The sequence below is a fragment of the Acetivibrio ethanolgignens genome, assembly GCF_001461035.1.
GTDB lineage: Bacteria > Bacillota > Clostridia > Lachnospirales > Lachnospiraceae > Velocimicrobium > Velocimicrobium ethanolgignens.
The window spans coordinates 9,648-30,969 of record NZ_LNAM01000186.1 but is presented as its reverse complement, the minus strand read 5'-3'; the positions used below and the strand labels follow the sequence as shown (position 1 = coordinate 30,969).

Here is a 21,322-nt window from a genome sequence, read left to right as displayed (position 1 = left end):
GTTCTCTAGTCCTATTCCAATTTTCTGTTTGTTTTTCTTGCAAAAACGGGTATAATAACAGTATAAAACAAAGAATAGGAAGTGCTCTTTATGTATAAAATTGATTTTACCCATCCATGTCATGTTCATTTTATCGGCATTGGCGGCATCAGTATGAGCGGCTTTGCAGAATTATTACATAGTGCCGGATTTACCGTTTCTGGCTCCGATAACACAGAAAGCCTCATTACTGAACATTTGGAGGAGCTTGGCATCCGTATAGTATATGAACAGGCTGCTGCTAATATTACTCCGGATATTGATTTCGTTGTGTACACTGCAGCGATCCATCCGAATAACCCAGAATTTTCCAAGGCCATGGCAGATGGTATTCCAATGCTGGAGCGTGCCGAAATGGTTGGGCAGATCATGAAAAATTATGAAACAGCCATTGCCGTAGCCGGTACCCATGGGAAAACCACAACGACTTCTATGCTTTCCCATATTCTTCTGGCAGGAGACCTGGATCCGACCATATCTGTCGGAGGTATTTTAAAAGCTCTTCATGGAAATATCCGAATTGGAAAATCCGGTAACTTCCTGACCGAAGCCTGCGAATACACCAACAGCTTTTTGAAATTTAACCCGACAATGGGAGTTATTTTAAATATTGAAGCAGAGCATCTTGATTTTTTTAAGGATCTCAATGATATCCGGCATTCTTTCCTGCAATTTGCTCACCTGCTTCCGGAAAACGGTGTCCTTGTCATTAATGGCGATATTGAAAATTATACAGAAATCACAAAAGGCCTTGCCTGTCCATATCTCACTTACAGCCTGGCTGACAGCACCTGCAATCTTTTTGCAGCCAACATTTCTTATGATGAAAATGGCCATGGAAGCTTTGACGTCATTTATAATGGTGCAGAGCTTGGCCGGGTAGCCCTCCACGTTGTCGGTACCCACAATATATCCAATGCCCTTGCTGCGATTGGCATTGCCCTTTCTCTCCATATTGATATGGAGCACATTAAGGAAGGCCTCGCTACCTTTGGCGGTACTGACCGGCGGTTCCAGTATAAGGGTGATTTAAAGGGAATTACTGTCATAGACGACTATGCCCACCATCCAACAGAAATCAAAGCTACCCTGACAGCAGCCAAACGTCTGAATAAGCCGGTCTGGTGCGTATTCCAGCCACATACCTATTCTCGTACCAAAGCTTTCTTAAAGGATTTTGCCCAGGCCCTTTCTCTGGCTGATAAAATTGTTCTTGCAGATATCTATTCTGCCAGAGAGGTTGATACCGACGAGATTTCTTCCAGAGATTTACAAAAAGAACTTCAAGATTTAGGAAAAAATGTATGGTATTTTCCGTCCTTTGATGAAATTGAAGATTTTTTATTAGAAAATTGCTCCAACGGTGATCTGTTGATAACTATGGGTGCCGGAAACATTGTATCTGTGGGAGAAGACCTGCTTGGATTATAGTTATCCACATTATCCACACCCTTATCAACATTTTGTCGATAATTTGGGTGTGGATTTTTTGCTAATAACTTTTCCCTTATTTATCAAAGCCCCGTATTTTTATCCACAGAATTCACATTATCCACTTTTTTATCCACCTGAATTTCTGCAAAAAATCGTCTATTTTCAAGAGTTTTTTTCTGTGTTATACTAAGATGCACAGGTTCAAAAAACCTTTTATCATATTATAAACAGGAGCGATTTTTATGAAAAACTTAACTTTATGTGCAGAAGAAAGCTTCTCAGCTACTTCTGTTTCCAATACATTTATTGACTACTATATGCCAGCAGCAAACGGCAGCTTTGTTAAGGTTTACCTTTACCTGCTTCGATGCATGTACCAGACCCCGGAGACTTTGTCCATTTCCTATCTGGCAGACCAGCTTGAGGAGACAGAAAAGGATATTCTTCGGGCATTGAAATACTGGGAAAAGGTAAAGCTTTTAAAGCTGCAGACAAGCTCTGACGGCTCTGTGTCTTCTATTTCCCTGCTGACACCAGTAAGACCAGCAATGGAAGAGGCTAAACCCCTTTCCGTCTCTTTGCTTCCGGAGCGTCCGGTTTATACTACAGAGCAGATTGCTGTCCTTTCCAATGATGATGAGGTTAAATGGATTATTACCATTATTGAGAACTATTTATCCCGGCCCCTTCGCCCAAAGGATCTACAGCTGATTCTTTACCTGTATGATTCCCTGCATTTTAGTGCAGAGCTTATTTTCTATTTATACGAGCACTGTATTTCCAAAGGAAAGAAAAGCTCCTCCTACATAGAGGCCGTAGCTATTTCCTGGGCCGAGCAGGGCATCAGCACCGTAGAGGAGGCAGAAAATGCTTCTATTCAGTACAACAGCAGCTATTCTGCTGTTACAAAAGCCTTCGGACTGAACCGTATGCCTGGAGCTGCAGAACGTCGCTATATTGACAGTTGGACCTCCGGTCTTGGTTTTTCGATAGAAATTATTACTGAGGCCTGCAACCGTACTCTGTTAAATACCCAGAAGCCGGATTTTAAATACACCGACCGGATTCTTAACAACTGGTATAAAAAAGAGGTCAAAAGTCTTGAGGATATTAAGAAGCTTGACAGTGAATTTAATGCCTCCCGGATCAGTAGGCTGGCTCCGCCAGAGACACAGCCAAAAGCTCCTAACCGGTTTAATGCTTTTCCTCAGCGAAGCTACTCCCAAGAGGATTATTCCAACATGGAAAAGGAGCTTTTACGCCGTCAGCGTAAAGCCTGACAGGCTCTTAAACTACAGCTAAGAAAGGGGTACACATATGCTTAAAAATCTTCCCTATACCAAAATCATGAATGATTACGAGGAGCGGCGGCTTCAGGCCAGATATGAAGCCATACTCCGCTATAACGAAATAAAGGATACCCTTCCTGAATATACCATTCTCGAAGAAAAGCTGGCCTCTAACAGCATTGTCTATGCTAAAATGTCTCTTTCGGGCAATACTATTTCTATGGATAAGCTGGCCAGTGAAAATGCATCCATAATCCGTGAAAAAGCCCAGCTCTTAGAAAACCACGGTTATCCTGCTGATTATCTGGAACCGGTCTACACCTGCCCGGACTGTCAGGATACTGGTTATATCGGCAATGAAAAATGTCATTGTCTGAAACAGACCATTGTTAATTTTTTATACTCCCAGTCCAACCTAAGCTCCATTCTTACAGAAGAGAATTTTTCCACCTTTCAAACTGACTATTATCCTGATGACCGGATAGAGGAAAGCACCGGTCTTACCCCCCGCGACAATATTCTCCGGGTTTTAAATGAATGTCATGACTTTATCCGTAATTTCGACAAAAAAAAGGACGGACTTTTACTTTATGGCAATACCGGTGTCGGCAAAACCTTTCTTTGTAACTGTATTGCAAAGGAGCTTTTGGACCAAGCACACACTGTTGTTTATCTGACCGCCTTCCAGCTTTTTGATATTCTGGAAAAATACAAATTTAACCGAAGCCCTGAGGAATACTCTTCTATTGAAGAAAAGGTACACTATATTCTGGACTCTGACCTTTTAATTATTGATGACCTGGGTACGGAGTCTACCAACAGTTTTTTGGCTTCACAGCTCTACCTCTGTGTCAATGAACGGCTTTTAAAGCAGAAGGCTACAATTATATCGACTAACCTTTCCCTGGATGACTTAAACCGTCTTTACAGTGAGCGGGTTTTCTCCCGAATCCTAAGCAGCTATCGCCTTTTGAAGCTTACCGGCACAGATATTCGTCTAAAAAAGGCGATTTTCCTTGACGAAATGGGTCGAAAATGATATAAATGAACATGGCTTTGTACATTATTAACTTTTATATACTTTATGGAGGAAATCAAATATGTCAGCACAAGACAAGCAAATCGAAACAATCCCTGTTGGAAAGCTAGGTATTGTTGCCCTCGAAAGCAGCAAGTCTCTGGGAAAAAAGGTAGACGATTATATCGTTGAATGGCGTCGTTCTAAGGAAAGCGAGCATAAAAGCACGATTTCTTTTGCCGGCTACCAGAGGGATACCTATCTTATCGATGCCAAATGTCCAAGATTTGGCTCTGGTGAGGCAAAGGGTACTATCCGACAATCGGTTCGTGGAGCAGATCTGTACTTCCTTTTAGATGTCTGTAACCACAGCCTGACCTATACCGTATGCGGTCAGACAAATCATATGTCGCCGGATGACCACTACCAGGATTTAAAAAGAGTCATTGCCGCAGTAGGAGGAAAGGCACATCGTATTACCGTTATCATGCCTTTCCTGTATGAGAGCCGCCAGCACAAGAGGAGCGGCAGAGAGTCCCTGGACTGTGCCCTCGCTTTACAGGAGCTGACCTCTATGGGTGTAGATAACATTATCACCTTTGACGCCCATGACCCAAGAGTCCAGAATGCTATTCCTTTAAAAGGCTTTGAAACGGTTCAGCCTACTTATCAGTTTATCAAGGCATTGCTTAAAAATGTACCTGATATACAGTTCAAGGCTGACAAAATGATGGTTATCAGCCCGGATGAGGGGGCTATGAGCAGAGCTATCTACTATGCAAATATCCTTGGTATTGATATGGGTATGTTCTACAAACGCCGTGACTATGCTCATATTGTAAATGGTCGTAATCCTATCGTTGCCCATGAATTTCTGGGTGACAATGTAGAAGGTAAGGATATGCTTGTTATTGATGATATGATTTCTTCCGGTGAAAGTATGCTGGATGTAGCCCGCGAGTTGAAAAAGAGAAAGGCCGGCCGTATCTTTGTTGCTTCTACCTTTGGTCTGTTTACCAACGGCCTGGAGAAGTTTGATCAGGCTTACGAGGAGGGGCTAATCCACTGTGTACTGACCACTAACCTGGTATATCAGCCAGAAGAGCTTTTAAAGAGAGAATGGTATATATCTGCTGATATGAGCAAATATATTGCCCTTATGATTGATACCCTGAACCACGACTCTTCTATTTCCAGCCTGTTAAGCCCAACAGAGAGAATTCAGAAGATTTTGAAGGAGTATAAGCAGATTTAAATAATAGAGAGATTTCTATAAAGTTTTATAGAAATCTCTCTATTATTTACCGCAAGTAGAAGGCCTGTCCAATTTCCCTGTAATCCGGAAGGAATTTTTTTCAAAATCAATCAGTCCATCCTTTTTCATTAAATTCAACTCTCTTGTGAGGGCACTTCTATCTGCGTGGAGGTATTCTGCCAGTTGCACTCTTCCAAGAGGACTTTCTATATAAGGACTTTGCTGATGCTCCTCTTGAAAAAGCAGATATGCCAATATCTTTTCCCGCAAGGAATTTTTAGAAATAATATCTATTTTTTCCATGAGCTGTACATTTTTATCTGCAATTAAAGTAACCATATTTTCTATCAGCCTATGATGAAAAATGCAGGACATAGTGCAGGATTTCATCATTTTTTCAAAGGGCAGAAAAAGGACTCTTGTTTCTTCCACCGCCAAAAAGGAAACCGTAGAACGCAACAGGCTCCCACAGGCAAAAGTTTCTCCAAACAGCTCACCCGTAATCATACTGGTTAAAATTGACTTATTACCCCACATATCTTCCCGGAGCATCTGCACCTTTCCATGGAGAATAACTCCCACCGAATGTACATCATCATCACAGAGAATAATGTATTCCCTTTTTTTATACTCTTTTCTAAATGCCCCCAGGCAGCTTAGTACGTTAACTATATCATCTTCCTTAATTCCAGAAAATAACGGCATTTTATTTAGTTCAGGGATATAGTCTTCCATCCTTTTTGTCATTCCTTTTTACCTCATTTTTCCTATAGTATTTTTTAATGTTGCATGTGCAACATTATATTTTTCTGCTTTTTGTTTCAATATAGTTATTACCGACATGGAGGAATTATACTATGACCAAGCTTAAACGACAACTCTGCTTTCTGTTTTTTTGCTGCATCTTCCTATCTGGCTGCAGCAGAGCCACTACCCAGGAGCCAGAGACCTCTGCCTCACAGATGCCGGAGGCAGTTTCCTTTTCAGATGATTTGGATAACAATGTGACAATTGCTAATCCCCAGAAGACAGCAGTACTCTCTGGCAGTCTGGCCGATGCCTGGCTTTTAGCTGGTGGTTCTGTCTATGCTACTACAGAGGATACCTGGTCTATTTCAAATATTTCTCTGGATCCAGATACGATTTCCCTAGGAAGCCTGTCTTCTCCAAATCTGGAAGCTATGATTTCAAATGATATCGATTTTGTGATTCTCTCTGCAAACATTCCATATCATATAAAGCTTAAGGAACAGCTAAAGGCTGCTGATATTCCTACTGCCTATTTTGATGTAGAAACCTTTGACGACTATGCAAGGATGATGAAGATTTTTACTGACATCACAGGCCGCAGCGACCTATATGATGAAAATGTGCTCACACTTCGAACCGCCATTGAAGAGCAGATTAGCCGTAGTGATGGAAGCCATCCTTCTGTATTGTTTCTGCGTGCCTATTCCAAGGGTGTGAAAGCAAAGGACAGCAGCAGCATGACCGGCACCATGCTCCATGACCTTGGCTGTATTAATATTGCCGATTCTGATTCTGTTTTTTCAGAGAACCTAAGTCTCGAAGCAATTATTGCTGCTTCCCCTGACTATATTTTTGTAACCACCATGGGAAACTCTGAGGCTGCTGCACAAAAAAGCCTTGATAAGCTTCTGATATCAAATCCGGCCTGGAGCTCCTTAGACGCTGTACAGCAGGGAAATTACTATGTTCTTCCAAAGGAGTTATTTCAAAATAAGCCGAACAAACGCTGGCCTGAAAGCTACAGGTTTCTGGCCGATATTTTATACGGAGGAGAATAGTATCCAATGAAGAAAAAAAAGTACATAATTCTGGGACTGGCTGCTTTTTTAGCTGTTATCAGCTTTTTTTCTATCACTGTAGGAGCTATTCCTGTGTCCCTGCGTGAGCTTGTGGCTGTCGCCCTTAGGCAGCCCCTCACAAAAACCGGATACATTTTAACATATATCCGAATTCCAAGAGTAATCGCCGGTATCATTGCAGGACTTGGATTATCTACTGCTGGTGTTATTATCCAGACTGTTTTTCACAATCCTCTTGCAGGCCCCAACATTATTGGCGTTAATGCCGGGGCTGGCTTTTTTGTTGTTCTGATTTTTGCTGTTTTTCCCTATTCCTATGCACTCCTTCCCTTTGCAGCCTTTGCTGGAGCCTTTCTTACTACACTTTCCATTTATTTTCTGGGCCACAAAAGTGGTGCCTCTAAATATGCAATAATTCTATCCGGTGTGGCTGTTAACAGCATCCTAAATAGTGCATTAGACTCGATTTATCTTTTAAATGACAACTACCTGATTAGCAGTAAGCTGTTTAAAATCGGAAGCATTTCCGGTGTCAATATTCAGATTCTTTCCATTGCCGCCCTAATCATTGTCATTGCCTTTTGCCTTATCCTGTTGCTTCATAAGCAGCTGGAAATATTGTCCTTAGGCGATGAAACCGCTGCCTCCCTCGGTCTGCCAATCAAGCAATACCGCTTTTTATTCCTGCTCCTTGCCTCTGTTCTGGCCGGTGCAGTTATCAGCTTTGCAGGATTAATTAGCTTTGTCGGACTTATCGTCCCTCATATTGCAAGAATTCTTGTAGGCGATGAATGCCGTTATCTACTCCCTGTATCTGCCTTTATCGGCTCCATTCTGGTAGTCCTTTGCGATACACTCGGAAGAACGCTTTTCTCGCCTTATGAAATCCCGGCAGGTATCTTTTTATCTCTGCTTGGTGCACCATTTTTTATTTTCCTGCTTTTGTCACATAGAAGGAGGTCATCTCATGATTGAAATTACTAATCTTTCTTCCGGCTATACTGCTGAAGCTGTTATAAAGCAGGCTAATGTACAGCTTCCAGACAATTCCATAACAACTGTAATTGGACCAAACGGCAGTGGAAAAAGCACCCTCTTGAAATCCATCGCCGGCTTATGCCATATAACAAAGGGCAGTATTTGCGTCAATGGAGATGATATTAAAAAAATATCTTCAAAGGAATTGGCGAAAACTGTACGTTATCTTTCCCAACAGCACAATACACCATCCATCAGCGTAGAACGAATGGTACTCCATGGACGCTTCCCCTATATCAATTTTCCGAGAAGCTATTCTCCCTTTGACTATGAGTGCTGTGCATCTGCTATGAAACAGACAGGAATCTATCCCCTGCGGCACAAAAATGTTTCCACTCTTTCCGGCGGAGAGCAGCAAAAGGTCTATCTGGCCATGCTTCTTTGCGGAGAAGCCGAATATCTGCTGCTGGATGAGCCCACTACTTATTTGGATATCCATTGCCAGCTGGGACTTCTACAAATTATTAAAGCTCTGAAGGAAAAGGGGAAAACTCTTTTTATGGTACTGCATGACTTTAACTTCGCTTTACAGGTTTCTGACTTTATTATCGTTCTGCAACGTGGAAAAGTCGTTGCTCAGGGGACACCAAAAGAGCTTCTTTCCTCCAGTATATTTGAAGAGATCTTTCAGGTCAGGCCAGTTAAGCTTACTGATAGTTCAGGCAGGGTATATTTTACCTTCGAGCTCCCCAAAACCAACTACCCACAGGATTTTCATTCGTAGGAAGCCGCTATATATTCCATTGTGATTTTTTTCAGTCGTTCCATATTATAAATAATGCAGCGGTTCTGCCTCATTGATACAAGACCCTGCTGTGCGTAATTTTTAATTACCCTGGATACCGTTTCTCTTTTTGATCCTACCATATCTGCTAAAAAAGAAATTGTCATATCAAAAGGAATCTGGATCCCAGCCTCTGTCCTTATACCATAGTCCTTTGCAAGCTTCCACAGCTTTGCCGCTACCTGTTGATTCAGACGCATGGCATTCGTGGTATTACCAAGCTGATGACATAGTCTTCTAATTTTCATTGCCATCTCATTATATGTCCACGTTACCAGGGAAAAATCCTGCTCCATAAGCTCAAGCCACTGCTTTTTTGTGAAAAGCAAAAGCTTTGTCTCCTCTAAAGCTATACTGTTTGTAGAAACTATCGTATTTTCAAGAACCTCTTCATTTAATATATCCCCTGGCCCCAGAATAAAAATTATTTTTCTTTCCATATTTTTATTTACTTTATATAAAGCAGCATATCCCTCTAATAAAATATAAATTTTTTCCTCATTTTGCCGGTCAAGAAAAATAATTTCCTTTTTCCCATAGGACTTCATTCTCCCCCATTGAAGCAGCTTTTCCTTCGTTTCCGATTTCAGCCCCGGGAACAGCATGTCCTCTTTTATCTTTTTTTGTATAATAGCACCTCCTTGGAACAGTACCATTATACTACTGCCAGCTACTTTCTTTCAAGCTTAAGTGCCATAATAAGAAAATTTAGAAGAACATAACCCACTAAAATAGTAGTGAGGTAAATCTGGATTCCCGCTATCTGTGTTACCATCTTAGAAAGCATCTCATTTCCCGCTACATTCAGAAGATAGCCAGCCATTTTATTGGACGCTACAATTCCGATTGCCATTGGGAAGGTAAGACCTGCATATCCCGGAGTAAAGGAATAACGGAAAAATTTAGGAAGCATAAGCACCACAAAAACAAGAGAGGCCAGTACGCAAATATACAGAAAATATACCAAGCTTTGATTTGGACCTTCTATAATGTTTAAATAGCTTACCAGACACAGACTGACCGGTGCCAGAACAACTGCCATAGTATGATATACAGCATCCCCTATCTCCACCTTGCATAATCTCCAGATCATAATTGGAATCAGAAGCAGATAAATAGCAATTCCATAATATACCAAATATACTAAAATATGATTGCAGCCCATCCCTGCTCCTACCACACAGCTTACCATAATACCATTATAGGTTACAAACCAGCTTGGAACAAAGGTCTTTATATTACGTTCCTTGATTACATTACGGTAGGTAAATACTGAAATATGAATTGCATGTGCAAAGGTTGCTACTAGTAAAAGCCCTTTCCCAAAAGCCGGAGCATAGGCTGCATAATAGCTGCCAAGAATCATTAGCATCATAAAAAAGGCTGCATAAAGGCTGCATGGTACTACATTTTTATATTCTCCCTGGCAGGTCTTTGGATAACGTATGATTTTTACCAAGTAAAGAATCCAGACTACCGTTGCCACAATCATTGTAACATGACGTACCCACGAATATCCTAAGCCTGCATATACATTGCTCAATGTCAGTGCACCAACAAAGGTCGGCAGCACCGGCACTGGCATACGTTGAAGTCGCTCCATACTTATCTCCTCCTAATCCTCATAAAAATACTCTAAATTTTCATCCATATGAAAGAAATCCGAATAGTCAATATCAAAAATCGGTTTCTTCACCCTTGAGATATCAATTTTTCTTGCAATCAGCTGCTGCAAAATACCGCCATAGTCCAAGTCTCCCTGCAAAATTGCTCCTGTAATCCTTCCATGCTTATGAAGAATTTTCTTATAGGAAGTCTCTGTTTCTTTGATTTCAACCTGTACCTCCTCTTCTGGAGCAGGATTTACCTCTCCCAAAGACATGCTCGGTATTCCAAAGAAATTCATCGTGGACTTACTTGCAAAGAAGTCTGTCATTTTCCGTTCCACTCCAGCCATATTGCTAGCAGCAATAATTCCCTCCTTTACTGCCACCGGCCAGATTGGACTGGTTCCAGAGACATCTCCAGCACCGTAAATATTATCATCGCTGGTCTTTCCTGTCGCATCATACACAAGGCCAAATTTATTGATTTCTATTCCACTTTCCTTTAAAAATTCTACGTTAGCCCTTACACCAGCTGTCACAATGCAGTAATCGCATGGAAGGTGTCTTCCATCCGTCAAAACAACCTCTGTAATCATCTTATTCTCATCCAGAATGAGCTCTGAAATACCAACACCATAATACTGCTTTACACCACGCTCTGCAAAAATATCCTGATAAACCTTTGCAGCACGGGCATCCAGCTGTTTATTCAGGAGCCACTGTTCCATTTCAACAAGAGACAGGGATACCTTCCGCTCCAAAAGCCCTGTTGCACAGTCAAGCCCCACCAGACCAGAACCAAGCATAATAATGTTCTTTTTTGTTTCTGCTGCTTCTCTGATTGCCTCAATATCTTCTATATTGCGGAATCCTGTAACATTTTTTGCCTCTCTAAGATTTTTTATCGGTGGCAGATAGGTATGTGCTCCTGTTGCAATTAAAAGCTTATCATATCCTTCTGTTGTACCATCACTTAAAAGAATTTCCTTTTTCTCCGGACAGACTCCGGTACAGCCAATTCCCTTCCTTAAATCCACCCGATAGTTTTTTTCAAAATCCTTCCCTACAAAGCACAGCTGCTCCAAACTTCGCTGCTCTGCCAGATACTGATGAAGGATGCATCTGGAATAGATTTCCTCATCCTTGGAAATCAATAAAATCTCACAGTCGGGGTCCAGTCTTCTTAGCTCCATGGCTCCATTGACTCCAGCTGCAGAGGCTCCCAGTACTATGTATCTCATTTTTTCACCTCCTCAAGGGTAATCGCATGCATCGGACAACGCTCTACACACATCGGTTTTTCTTCTCCGTTTTCTCCGCGGTGTATACACATATTACATTTCATAATTTCAAGATGTGTTATACTGTCATATTTTAAGACACCATATGGACAGGACATGATGCACATATAGCAGCTTGCACACTGCTCCTTATCATATTCTACATATCCTGTCTCCGGATTTTTTCTCATTGCCCCTGTCATACAGGTATAAACACATTCCGGTCTATCACAGTGACGACAGAAAATCGGTGCTGGCTTTGTTTCGCTATCAATAACTACACGGTTCCTTGCATCTGCACTTTCTGTTTCATGGCTGACAACACAAGCTGTCACACAGGTCAGGCACCCGATACAACGGCTTCGATCAATTTTTATTCTATACATATCCTGCCTCCTCACATTTCTCAAAGCGAACAGCTGCCGCCTTATAATTTGGTTCCTTGGAATATGGATCATAGCTGGACAGGGTCAGCTTATTACATTCCACATAGTGAATTGGTGCATAGAGCTGATGTTTTCCCACATTATCCGTTATCTTTACAGAAAATACTGCATTTTCTCCATTCACTGAAAATACACGGATTCTGTCATTTTCCTTTATTTCTTTCTCCCTTGCAATCTCCGGATTCATGTAGATATAAGCATGCTTTAAGGATACATCTTCTACAAATTTCACTTCCTTTGTGCGGCTTTGTGTATGCCACTGTCCTACCGTACCCCGGCCTGTATTAAACACAAAAGGATATTCCTCCGTCAATGGATATGGATTTTCCTGTATCTGTTCAAACATGAACTGTGCCTTTTGGGAAGCCGTAAAAAATCTTCCGTCTCCATACAAACGCCGCTGCTCTTCCTGGTTTTCCTCCTCCCTTCCCTCCGGATATGGCCATTGGATTCCATGGGAGTCCGTCAATGCCTCCCATGTCACACCAGTAAAATCGCAAGGCATATTTCTGGAACATTCTTTCATAAGCTGGAAGCAGTCCTTTGGTGTTTCCCAGCCCTTCAAAGCAGCTCCCATTCCCAGAGCTCTTCCCACACCAAGAATAGCCTCATAGTCTGAGATTTCATTTTCCTCACGCTCTAGGACCTGCCGCATGGCAGAAAGTCTTCTCTCAAGATTAATATAGGTTCCTTCCTTCTTTAAGCCTGGAACCACCGGGAAAAAGACTGTACATTCTTCCGCACTTTCTATCGTATCATAAATATCCTGTACTACGAAAAGCTCCAGCTTTTTTACCGCCCTGGCAAAGGTTTCGTTGTTCGCCCAGCTATGTCTTGGATTAGTACATAAAATCCACAGCCCCTTGATTTCTCCTGCATTAATTCCCTCAATAATCTGGTTATAGGTCTTAGTCGGCTTCTCTGCCAGCATACTCTCAGCTACCCCAAGTACAGAGGCAATCCTTTCCCTTCTTGCCGGATTGGTAAAGTCACCACCTCCATACATCACAGCAGTATTACTGAATGCACGGGAACCCATGGCATTACACTGCCCGGTAATGGAATTTGCTCCTGTGCCAGGTCTTCCAATATTACCGGTCATAAGGGCAAGGTTAATAATGGACTGAGCGGTACGAACTGCTTCGTAGCCTTGATTTACCCCCATTGTCCACCAGAAAGAAACCTTCTTTCCACTATGTATCAATTCTATCAGCTCGTTAATCTGTTCCTTGCTGAGTCCTGTTCCTTCGACACCTCTCTCCAGGGTGTAATCCTTTACAAATTCCTTAAATTCTTCAAATTTTTCCGTATGTGCTTCTATAAATTCCCGGTCAATATAATCCTTTTCAATCAGCTGATTGGCAATCGTGTACATGAGTAGCAGGTCGCTCTTTGACTTTAAGCCATACCAGCAATCCGCATTCTGTGCCGTCTCAGAGCATCTTGGATCAATTACAATTACCTTATGCCCCGGCACCTTATTCTGAAGCACTCTCCCCCATAGAATCGGATGAGCTACTACCGGATTTGCTCCGATAAAAATAATCCTATCGGATAATTCCAGATCCTCAAGAGTGTAGCCTGGTGCATCAAAACCATAGCTCTGCTTATGGGCAACGACTGCCGTCGCCATACAAAGCCTGGTATTTCCATCTACATTCGCCTTTAAATAGTTACGCATTACATGACCAAAAATAGCAAACTCCTCCATAGTCAGCTGACCGGTACTGATTCCAGCCACACTTTCCGGTCCATACTTCTCCTGCAGCTGCTTTAGCTTGTCTGCTACATAGGTAAATGCCTCCTCCCATGGCACCTCGCGATAGCTTCCATCCTCCTGGCGAAGCTTTGGAAGGGAATTTGGCTTCACTGTCGTCTGCTGCTTACTCAGGGAAAGACCCTTAATACAGCAAAATCCATCATTTACCGGATAGCCTTTTGTAGGAAGTGTTTTTATGACCCTGTTATTTTCCACGTAGAAATCCAGATTACAGTCAAGAGCACAGTAATTACAGGTTGATTGTACTTTCTTCATGTTCTTCTCCTTTCCTCTTATGAATTGCTTTTATCAAAATGTATGCCACCCCAATACACACACTGATTTACCCTTGTTTCCGGCATAAGTACAACACCCTCCAGGGCATATTTTTTAAATTCCTCAAAGCCCACCCGGTCTATAATATAGCCGATGTGCTCCTTTCTGGCCGGTGCATCCTCTGAGATATACTCCTCTACAAATTTATAGGTATTTTTAATGATTTTTACGATATTCTCTTCATCCGCCCATACTAAAAAATCCTGTCCAAGACGCGGATTTTTCTTACCACTTCGCCCCATAATTGAGAGCCTGTAGTATTTCTTCGGACTTCTTGTAAAGGCCCTGGTCGGACATTTGGTAACGCAGACACCACAGCCAACACATTTTTCCTCATCCCGCACAATCTTGTAATTCTCTGACCGAAGGGCTGCAACAGACAGGGAGTTACATCCCTTTATACAAGCCTGACAATGAATACAGCGGTTTGGGTCATACTGTGGAAGGGTCATTCCAATAATACCAAAATCATGCATTCTTACCTTTCCACAGTCATTCGGACAGCCGGTGCAGGCAATCTTAAAATGCAAATCATTTGGAAAAATTTCCCGTTCAAGTCTTCTTGCAAGAATCGATGTATCATAATTTGCAAAGGGACAGACCTTATTTCCGATACAGGCAGAAATATTTCTTGTTCCAGAGGCCGGATACCCCTTATCCTTCTCCTCCTGGTTAATTCCTACGATTTCGATAATTGGCTGAAGCTTTTTATTAATCTCTTCCATATCTTCAAGACGGATTCCCTCAATCTCAAAGCCCTGCCTGGTGGTCAGATGTACGTAGCCATTTCCATATGTTTTTGCAATCTCCTCTACCATCCCCAGAACCTCTGCTTTCAGATACCCTCCCGGCACACGGATTCTTGAGGCTCCGATTCCACGTTCCTTTGATATACGGAACGCATTTTTTTTTGCTTTTTTCGTATTAATATCTAAACCCATGAGTCCTCCTCCTAATCCATCAGATTTTTTGCCTCCGCATAATTAAATACCGGTCCGTCCAGACAGACATATTTCTCATTTATTCTGCAATGGCCGCATTTTCCAAGTCCGCAGCACATTTTTCTTTCATAAGAGGTCCAGATTTGCTCATCCTCTATCCCAAGCTTTTTAATTTCTGCAATTGTAAAACGAATCATAACCGGAGGTCCAACACAAACGAACACCGCCTGCTTAGGATTTTTAAATTTCAAGTCCGGTATATATTTTGTTACCATCCCAATCGGTCCTTCATAATCCTCCGGTGCTTTATCTACCGTCTTAATAACATTAATATGCTTTTTCCAAAATTCAAAATCCTCTTTAAAGAGGACATCCTCCGGACTTTTAAAGCCTGCTATCAGTGTGGTACTCACAGCCTCCTCCGGGTGCTGTGCAAAATACTGTATTATGCCGCGAACTGGTGAAACACCGGTTCCACCGGCAATAATAACCAGTTCTCTATCTCTGTAATTTTCAATATCAAAACCATTTCCATAAGGTCCCCGGATAAAAAGCTGCTCTCCTGCGTAGCTTTCAAATACCTCATTTGTTACTTTTCCTACCCGGCGGATTGTAAAGTCCACAGTGTCCTCTCCAATTCCACTTACGGAAATCGGGGCCTCACCATATTTGGGAATAGAAATCTCAAAAAACTGTCCCGGCTTTACCTCACCTTTGTATTCCATACGGAAAGTGTATTCTAAGGCCGTATGCCTAATAACCTCACGAATCGTAGAAAGCTGAGGAATATATTCATTTTTCATTCTCTTCTTCCTCCTTTGCCAGACGATGAATTATATTAGAGTAGGAGATATATTCCGGACAAACAGCGTCACAACGTCCACATCCTACGCACATATGATATCCAAAACGCTTCTCATAATCACAAATCTTGTGCATAACCTTAAATCGTACACGCTCTGCCTTTTTCTGACGAAAGCCATGTCCCCCTGCAATGTCCGAATAACCATCTACCTGACAGGAAGCCCATACACGGCGACGTTCTCCGACCTTTTTATTGTCCCTGTAAAAAATATCCTGGGTAGTAAAGCAGGTGCAGGTCGGACATACAAAATTACATCTTCCGCAAGCAATGCATCGTTCTCCATATTCCTCCCAAATAGCAGACTGAAAAACTGCAGGTGACAGTTTTTTTGGCAGGGTCACCTTTTCATGGTTTTCTGTTACAAAGTCCGGCTCTACGTCTGTTTCCTTTCCAACAGAGAACAGCTGTTTCAGAGCCTCGTCCTTCGTATCAATAAATACAGCCTTCTCTTCCATCCTTATATAGGCATCATAGTTATCAGACTGATTTGTTCCCATGCTGACACAAAAGCCCGTCTGACAGCTTTCGCTACAGCCCATCAAAATAAATTTTGCCCTTCGCCTTACCCTTGCATAGTAAAAGTCTTCAAAGCCATTTTTCAAATAAATCTGATCCAGCCTCCTTATCCCATGAAGGTCACAGGAGCGAAGGAAAATCAAAAGCTCCTTTTGCGGCTCTGCCGGAATAGTTACCTTATCCTCCGTAAAATAAAATAATGTTTCATTTATTGCAAGGAGAGCCTCCTTAAAGGAATAATCTGATTTCTTTTCCCATGAGACCTCATCCAGAGAAGAAATTTTCTCATAACGTATCACATCCGTATCAGAAAAGCATCCCTCCCCTTTTTTCACCACTGGTGCCCATACATCATAGGCCTGTGTTATTTCTGAAAACAGCCGTTTCATTTCAGCATATGTAAGCTGATATCCCATAATTTTCACCTCTTCCTATTTTCTGTTCCATGGTCCAAAAATAACTACCTTTTCTCCTTCCGGCACCGGCTTGTCCCCAGCCGGAAGCTCCACAAAGCAGTTTGCCTGAACCCCTTCTTTCGTAGCTCCATTTCTCTGTCGGACAAAGACTGTGACACCCTTTCCATCAAAAAAACCTCTGACAATCCTTAAGCAGGGTCGGGGCTTCTTAAAGCTATTTGCCAGAACCGTTTCAATACAAAGGGGTGTATGATAAGGAAACAGATATTCAAACAGACAGCTGGCTGCATAAGGATTCCCGGATAAAGATAGAACCGGTATCTTACCCAGCATGGAAAACATCGTTGGCATTCCCGGTTTAATCGCTATCCCATGGAACAAAATTCTTGCATCCATTTTTTGCAGTATCTGTTCCATAAAATCCTTCTTTCCTACAGAAACACCGCCTGTTGTAATAATATAATCTACACTGCCTTCCACCTTTAACAGTTCCCGTTCAATAAGCTGCTCGTTATCCTCTACCTGCTTCTGACAGACAATCCTACAGCCAAGCTCTAAAAGCCTTGCAGAAAGGTACACAAGGTTAGAATTGTAAATTTGCCCCAGCTTTAACTTCATGCCAGGTTCCGTCAGCTCTGTTCCTGTAGTCAAAAGCATAACACGGGGTGGGCGATAGACAGCTACCCTTTGCTTCCCGGCTGCTGCAATGCAAGCCATGGTCTGGGCATCTATTTTTCTCCCCTTTTCTACCAAAGTTTCTCCCGCTAAAAAATCCTCTCCTACAGGACAGATATTATCTGTTTGTGGCAGTTTTTTAATCAAAACAAAATCCTCACCATAGTCCGTGTCCTCCTGCCGGACAACCAGATTAGCTCCCTCTGGCAGCCTTGCACCAGTCATAATCCGTACTGCCGTTCCAGGCTCAAGAACACAGGAATGAATATCCCCTGCGTCTATTTCACAGGCAACAGGCAAGCTTACTCCTGCCACATAATCCTCCTTATGCAGTGCATAACCGTCCATAGCACTTCTCCGAAAGGGTGGCTGGCTTATTTCTGCAATAATGTCCTCTGCTAGCATCCGTCCACAGCTTTCCATAAGCGGTATAACCTCTATACCCTGCTCCGGCATATGGGCAGATGTGATTCTTTGGGCTTCCTTAATTGAAATTTTCATCTTCTCTCACAGCTCCTTGTGACAAAATTATATCAAACTTACATTTCAGCCGCCGTGATAGAAATCACACATGTTCAAGCTCATAGACCCTCAAGGCTGCTTCAAAAATCGGCAGGTCCGTCGCGAATACCGTGATCCCCTGTTCCTTCGCTTTCCGGGCCGCTGCCTCATCCAGAAAAGCACCCTCTGCTAAAATTACACAAGCTGCATCTGTTAATGTCAGAACTGCCAGAGTATTGATATTGCCTATGACTGTAACCCATGCCGCCCCCGCTGGTATCTTCGTCATGCAGCTGCTCAAAAGATCGCAGCAAAAAGGTCTTGTAATCCTCTGTTCTAAGTTATCTCCCTGATTCAGAAGCTGAAATACTCCGGCTTCTATTAATTTTCCAACTGTCATCGTTACTCCTTCTTCTCTGTTCTATCCGGTATTCCTTTTCTTCTTCCGTTGGTTGCTATAAGTATAGCATGCTTTCATGGAAATTATCAACGAAAGGAATTAGTATTATGCCCGCAATCTTCTATATTTTGCATTACTTGACATTTTTTTACACTTGCAATACAATACTATCTATACATATTTTAGGAGGTTTTTATGATGAAGAGTATCAGAACAAAAATTATCTCTATTTTCCTGACTGCTTCTGTGCTGTTTTTAGTTGTGGCACTGGGAATCGCAGCCAAGCTATCCTATGACGACATGGAGGCAGCCAATAAGAAAACTGCCCGCCAAACAGCAGCCTTGTATGGAACTGAAATCGAAGGCTGGCTTAGAACTGAAGCTGCTGTTCTGGATTCCGTAAAGTCTATTATGGAAAGCAAGAATCCTCCCAATGAGGAAACCATCTTTTTGTATCTTTCAAAGCTAAGAGAGCATCAAACCACCATTACAGATATCTATGTCTCCTTCGAAAATAAGGTTCATATCAACGGCTCCGGCAGCGAGCTTCCAGCGGATTATGATTGTACCTCCCGCGGATGGTATAAAAGTGCCAAGGAGCAGAACGCACGAATTTATCAAAGTCCATATCTGGACGCCCTTACCGGTGAAATGGTTATCACAATTGCACAGCCCTTTGAGATTAACGGTTCCATTGCCGGCGTTGTCGGAATGGATTTAAATATCCAAAATCTTCTTGATATTATCAATGGCCTGATTGATACCTCTGATGGCTCCTATGCCTTTTTACTGGATAGCGAGAACAATTTTATTCTCCATCCAGACAGCGAATTTACTCCAACAGAGGAACGGGCTGTAAATTTATCTGAGGCTTTGTCTGGTAACTATGAGGCAGGGATGGGCAGCTTCACTCCAATCACTGACTATGACGGAGCACAAAAATACCTTGAAAGCTGTAAGGTTGCAACAAATGGCTGGACTGTTGTATTGGTAACTCCTACCGCCGCATATATCCAGCAGACCAAGGAGCTTCTGGCCACCTTTGGCTATCTGATCTTAGCTGTCATTGCTGTGATTGCCCTTATTTCTGTTCTGATAGGAAACAGCATTGCAAAACCGATTGAAATGTCTTCCAGAGAAATTGGAAAAATACAGAACTTTGAATTGGACAGTGCTGAAAATGACCATTCCTGGGAGCATTATCAGAAACGAAGAGATGAAATTGGTAAGATGGTGCAATCGGTAAAACTGCTGCGGAAAAACTTAATTGAAATTGTTACAAATCTGAAGATGACCTCTGATGTCATCAATACAAAATCAAATGAAATCGGCAGTGTTATTGATACAAATCAAAGCTCTCTGGATACTGTTGTCAGAACTATTAACGAAATTGCTATCGCCATTGATAGTGAGGTAGAGGAGCTTCAAAGCGGTTCTGACAAGCTAAATGAATTTTCCGGACAAATCCAGCAGGTCGCAGAGGATACAAAGAAAATCAGCGAGGTATCTCAAAAGGCGGTTCAACAAAGCATGGATGGAATTAGCAAGGCCGATGTTCTTTCAAAAAGAATTTCTGAAACAGAGGAACTACAGATTAAGACAACAGAAAATGTGGAGACACTGGCAGATAAATCAAAATCCATTGATGGAATTACACAAATTATCAATGATATTGCAAGCCAGACCAACCTCCTTGCGCTAAATGCCTCTATTGAGGCGGCAAGAGCCGGAGAGGCCGGAAGAGGCTTTGCTGTAGTAGCAGATGAAATCCGCACTCTGGCAGAGCAAACCGGAAGTGCTACCAGTGACATTGTAAAGATTATTTCTGAAATTCAGAATGAGATTAGCACGACGAAAGCAAATATGCAGTTTATCAGCTCTGCTACAAAGGAATGTGTTCATTCGATGAAGGAAACCAGAACCACCTTTGTCAGCATTAATGATGAAATCGGTGAAGTAGGTGATAGAATCAAAAACCTGGATAAAACTCTGACCTATTTAAATCAGAATAAAAATGAGATTTTATCTAAATTTTCCGGTATTTCTGCTGCTACTCAGGAGATTTCTGCTTCTACAGCCGAAATCAACCAAAGAGCCGAGGAGCAAAATGGCGGAATGCAGCAGATTGCAAATTCCATGGAGGATTTGCTTCAGGTTATCGTAGAGTTGGAGCATATTGTAGCACAGTTTCAGATTTAAAAAAGCATATCCTGTGGAATTCTCTGCTTCTTAGTGCAGGGAGCTTCCACAGGATATTTTTATAGCTTAGTCTTTTTTTGTTTCCAGGGTTACCTTGAGTGTAAAGGTAAAGAATATTGTGTTTCCACCGCCATTTTTATAAGCTGTAAACCTTACCGTATCCTTTGTCCCTTTGACACACTCGCTCAACAGAAAGTTATCCATTCCTCCATTTTCTATAGTCCTGCTTTCACCATAATTGTCTTTTAAGTAGACATTATCACTATCTTCAATACCTTCAAATTTAAAATCAACCTCAACACTGTATCCACTGTCTATCTTTAGAAGATCAGATAAAGTAATATTATCTTGCAGTCGATTATCCATTACCTTAAGACTCAGCTTCACCTCGTTATTGTCATCAATTGCCGAACCAGTGGCAACTCGAATTGCTGCACCACTGGCAACAACTACAGGATTCTGCACAGTCTTAACTGTTACTATAGCAGACACCAGCTTTTCTCCCCTTGAAGGCGGTACTGGATCTGGTACTGGCTCTGGTGCTGGCTCTGGTACTGGCTCTGGTACTGGCTCTGGTACTGGCTCTGGTACTGGGTCTGGTACTGGCTCTGGTACTGGGTCTGGTTGTGGTCTTGGACCTGGATTTGGGCTCGGACCTGGATTTGGGCTCGGACCTGGATTTGGGCTCGGACCTG

The 21,322-nt window shown here is 42.2% G+C and carries 21 protein-coding genes; 9 read left to right on the top strand and 12 right to left on the bottom strand.

Going from position 1 to position 21,322, the window contains the following annotated elements; all coding sequences use genetic code 11:
• Positions 1–90 precede the first annotated feature (90 nt).
• The 4 genes from murC to ASU35_RS14255 all read left to right on the top strand — a co-directional run bounded on the left by murC (position 91) and on the right by ASU35_RS14255 (position 5,035).
• Positions 91–1,470, top strand: coding sequence for a UDP-N-acetylmuramate--L-alanine ligase (murC, locus tag ASU35_RS14270; protein ID WP_058353654.1), 1,380 nt, complete (start codon positions 91–93; stop codon positions 1,468–1,470).
• A gap of 245 nt (positions 1,471–1,715) precedes the next feature.
• A complete protein-coding gene (locus ASU35_RS14265) occupies positions 1,716–2,753 on the top strand; it encodes a DnaD domain protein (RefSeq protein WP_058353653.1) in 1,038 nt (345 codons plus the stop codon).
• Positions 2,754–2,790: 37 nt separating this feature from the next.
• On the top strand, positions 2,791–3,801 hold the full coding sequence (locus ASU35_RS14260; RefSeq protein WP_058353652.1) for an ATP-binding protein: 1,011 nt from the start codon (positions 2,791–2,793) through the stop codon (positions 3,799–3,801).
• A 61-nt stretch (positions 3,802–3,862) separates the two neighbouring features.
• Complete coding sequence (locus ASU35_RS14255) at positions 3,863–5,035, top strand: ribose-phosphate pyrophosphokinase (protein ID WP_058353651.1); 1,173 nt, start codon at positions 3,863–3,865, stop codon at positions 5,033–5,035.
• A 42-nt stretch (positions 5,036–5,077) separates the two neighbouring features.
• Here the strand turns inward: ASU35_RS14255 and ASU35_RS14250 are convergent, their stop codons facing one another.
• Complete coding sequence (locus tag ASU35_RS14250; protein ID WP_058353650.1) at positions 5,078–5,782, bottom strand: Crp/Fnr family transcriptional regulator; 705 nt, start codon at positions 5,780–5,782, stop codon at positions 5,078–5,080.
• A 110-nt stretch (positions 5,783–5,892) separates the two neighbouring features.
• Between ASU35_RS14250 and ASU35_RS14245 the strand changes: the two genes are divergently transcribed.
• Genes ASU35_RS14245 through ASU35_RS14235 form a run of 3 tightly spaced genes read left to right on the top strand, consistent with a single transcriptional unit; the run spans position 5,893 to position 8,626 of the window.
• Positions 5,893–6,843, top strand: coding sequence for an ABC transporter substrate-binding protein (locus ASU35_RS14245; protein ID WP_058353649.1), 951 nt, complete (start codon positions 5,893–5,895; stop codon positions 6,841–6,843).
• A 6-nt stretch (positions 6,844–6,849) separates the two neighbouring features.
• A complete protein-coding gene (locus tag ASU35_RS14240) occupies positions 6,850–7,839 on the top strand; it encodes a FecCD family ABC transporter permease (protein ID WP_058353648.1) in 990 nt (329 codons plus the stop codon).
• Positions 7,832–8,626, top strand: a complete 795-nt coding sequence (locus ASU35_RS14235; protein ID WP_058353647.1) for an ABC transporter ATP-binding protein — start codon at positions 7,832–7,834, stop codon at positions 8,624–8,626. Before ASU35_RS14240 ends, ASU35_RS14235 begins: the two co-directional genes overlap by 8 nt.
• On the opposite strand, the gene ASU35_RS14230 is transcribed toward ASU35_RS14235, so the two are convergent.
• The 10 genes from ASU35_RS14230 to ASU35_RS14185 all read right to left on the bottom strand — a co-directional run bounded on the left by ASU35_RS14230 (position 8,617) and on the right by ASU35_RS14185 (position 18,428).
• Positions 8,617–9,342 (bottom strand): Crp/Fnr family transcriptional regulator, encoded by a 726-nt coding sequence (locus tag ASU35_RS14230; RefSeq protein WP_083504327.1) that lies wholly within the window; start codon positions 9,340–9,342, stop codon positions 8,617–8,619. The genes ASU35_RS14235 and ASU35_RS14230 overlap by 10 nt on opposite strands.
• A gap of 14 nt (positions 9,343–9,356) precedes the next feature.
• Entirely contained in the window at positions 9,357–10,289 is a 933-nt protein-coding gene (locus ASU35_RS14225) for a TDT family transporter (protein ID WP_058353645.1), read from the bottom strand.
• Positions 10,290–10,301: 12 nt separating this feature from the next.
• Complete coding sequence (locus ASU35_RS14220) at positions 10,302–11,534, bottom strand: NAD(P)/FAD-dependent oxidoreductase (protein WP_058353644.1); 1,233 nt, start codon at positions 11,532–11,534, stop codon at positions 10,302–10,304.
• Positions 11,531–11,959, bottom strand: a complete 429-nt coding sequence (locus ASU35_RS14215) for a 4Fe-4S dicluster domain-containing protein (RefSeq protein ID WP_058353643.1) — start codon at positions 11,957–11,959, stop codon at positions 11,531–11,533. The genes ASU35_RS14220 and ASU35_RS14215 overlap by 4 nt, the downstream gene beginning before the upstream one ends.
• Positions 11,952–14,054 carry a molybdopterin oxidoreductase family protein gene (locus tag ASU35_RS14210; RefSeq protein ID WP_058353642.1) on the bottom strand — a complete coding sequence of 701 codons (2,103 nt, stop codon included), beginning with the start codon at positions 14,052–14,054 and terminating at the stop codon, positions 11,952–11,954. The genes ASU35_RS14215 and ASU35_RS14210 overlap by 8 nt, the downstream gene beginning before the upstream one ends.
• A gap of 17 nt (positions 14,055–14,071) precedes the next feature.
• The gene (gene asrC / locus ASU35_RS14205) at positions 14,072–15,055 is read right to left on the bottom strand and encodes a sulfite reductase subunit C (protein ID WP_058353641.1); all 984 of its coding nucleotides are present in this window, start codon (positions 15,053–15,055) and stop codon (positions 14,072–14,074) included.
• A gap of 11 nt (positions 15,056–15,066) precedes the next feature.
• Entirely contained in the window at positions 15,067–15,858 is a 792-nt protein-coding gene (gene asrB, locus ASU35_RS14200; protein ID WP_058353640.1) for an anaerobic sulfite reductase subunit AsrB, read from the bottom strand.
• Positions 15,848–16,852, bottom strand: a complete 1,005-nt coding sequence (asrA, locus tag ASU35_RS14195; protein WP_058353639.1) for an anaerobic sulfite reductase subunit AsrA — start codon at positions 16,850–16,852, stop codon at positions 15,848–15,850. The genes asrB and asrA overlap by 11 nt, the downstream gene beginning before the upstream one ends.
• A 15-nt stretch (positions 16,853–16,867) precedes the next feature.
• The gene (locus tag ASU35_RS14190) at positions 16,868–18,028 is read right to left on the bottom strand and encodes a molybdopterin molybdotransferase MoeA (RefSeq protein ID WP_058353638.1); all 1,161 of its coding nucleotides are present in this window, start codon (positions 18,026–18,028) and stop codon (positions 16,868–16,870) included.
• A 64-nt stretch (positions 18,029–18,092) separates the two neighbouring features.
• Complete coding sequence (locus tag ASU35_RS14185) at positions 18,093–18,428, bottom strand: hypothetical protein (protein WP_058353637.1); 336 nt, start codon at positions 18,426–18,428, stop codon at positions 18,093–18,095.
• Positions 18,429–18,623: 195 nt separating this feature from the next.
• Between ASU35_RS14185 and ASU35_RS14180 the strand changes: the two genes are divergently transcribed.
• On the top strand, positions 18,624–20,627 hold the full coding sequence (locus ASU35_RS14180) for a methyl-accepting chemotaxis protein (protein ID WP_083504326.1): 2,004 nt from the start codon (positions 18,624–18,626) through the stop codon (positions 20,625–20,627).
• Between the two features lie 66 nt (positions 20,628–20,693).
• Here the strand turns inward: ASU35_RS14180 and ASU35_RS14175 are convergent, their stop codons facing one another.
• The gene (locus ASU35_RS14175) at positions 20,694–21,119 is read right to left on the bottom strand and encodes a hypothetical protein (RefSeq protein ID WP_058353635.1); all 426 of its coding nucleotides are present in this window, start codon (positions 21,117–21,119) and stop codon (positions 20,694–20,696) included.
• Positions 21,120–21,133: 14 nt separating this feature from the next.
• Here ASU35_RS14175 and ASU35_RS19935 point away from each other — a divergent pair.
• On the top strand, positions 21,134–21,322 hold a 189-nt coding region (locus ASU35_RS19935; RefSeq protein ID WP_187142763.1), incomplete at its 3' end, for a hypothetical protein.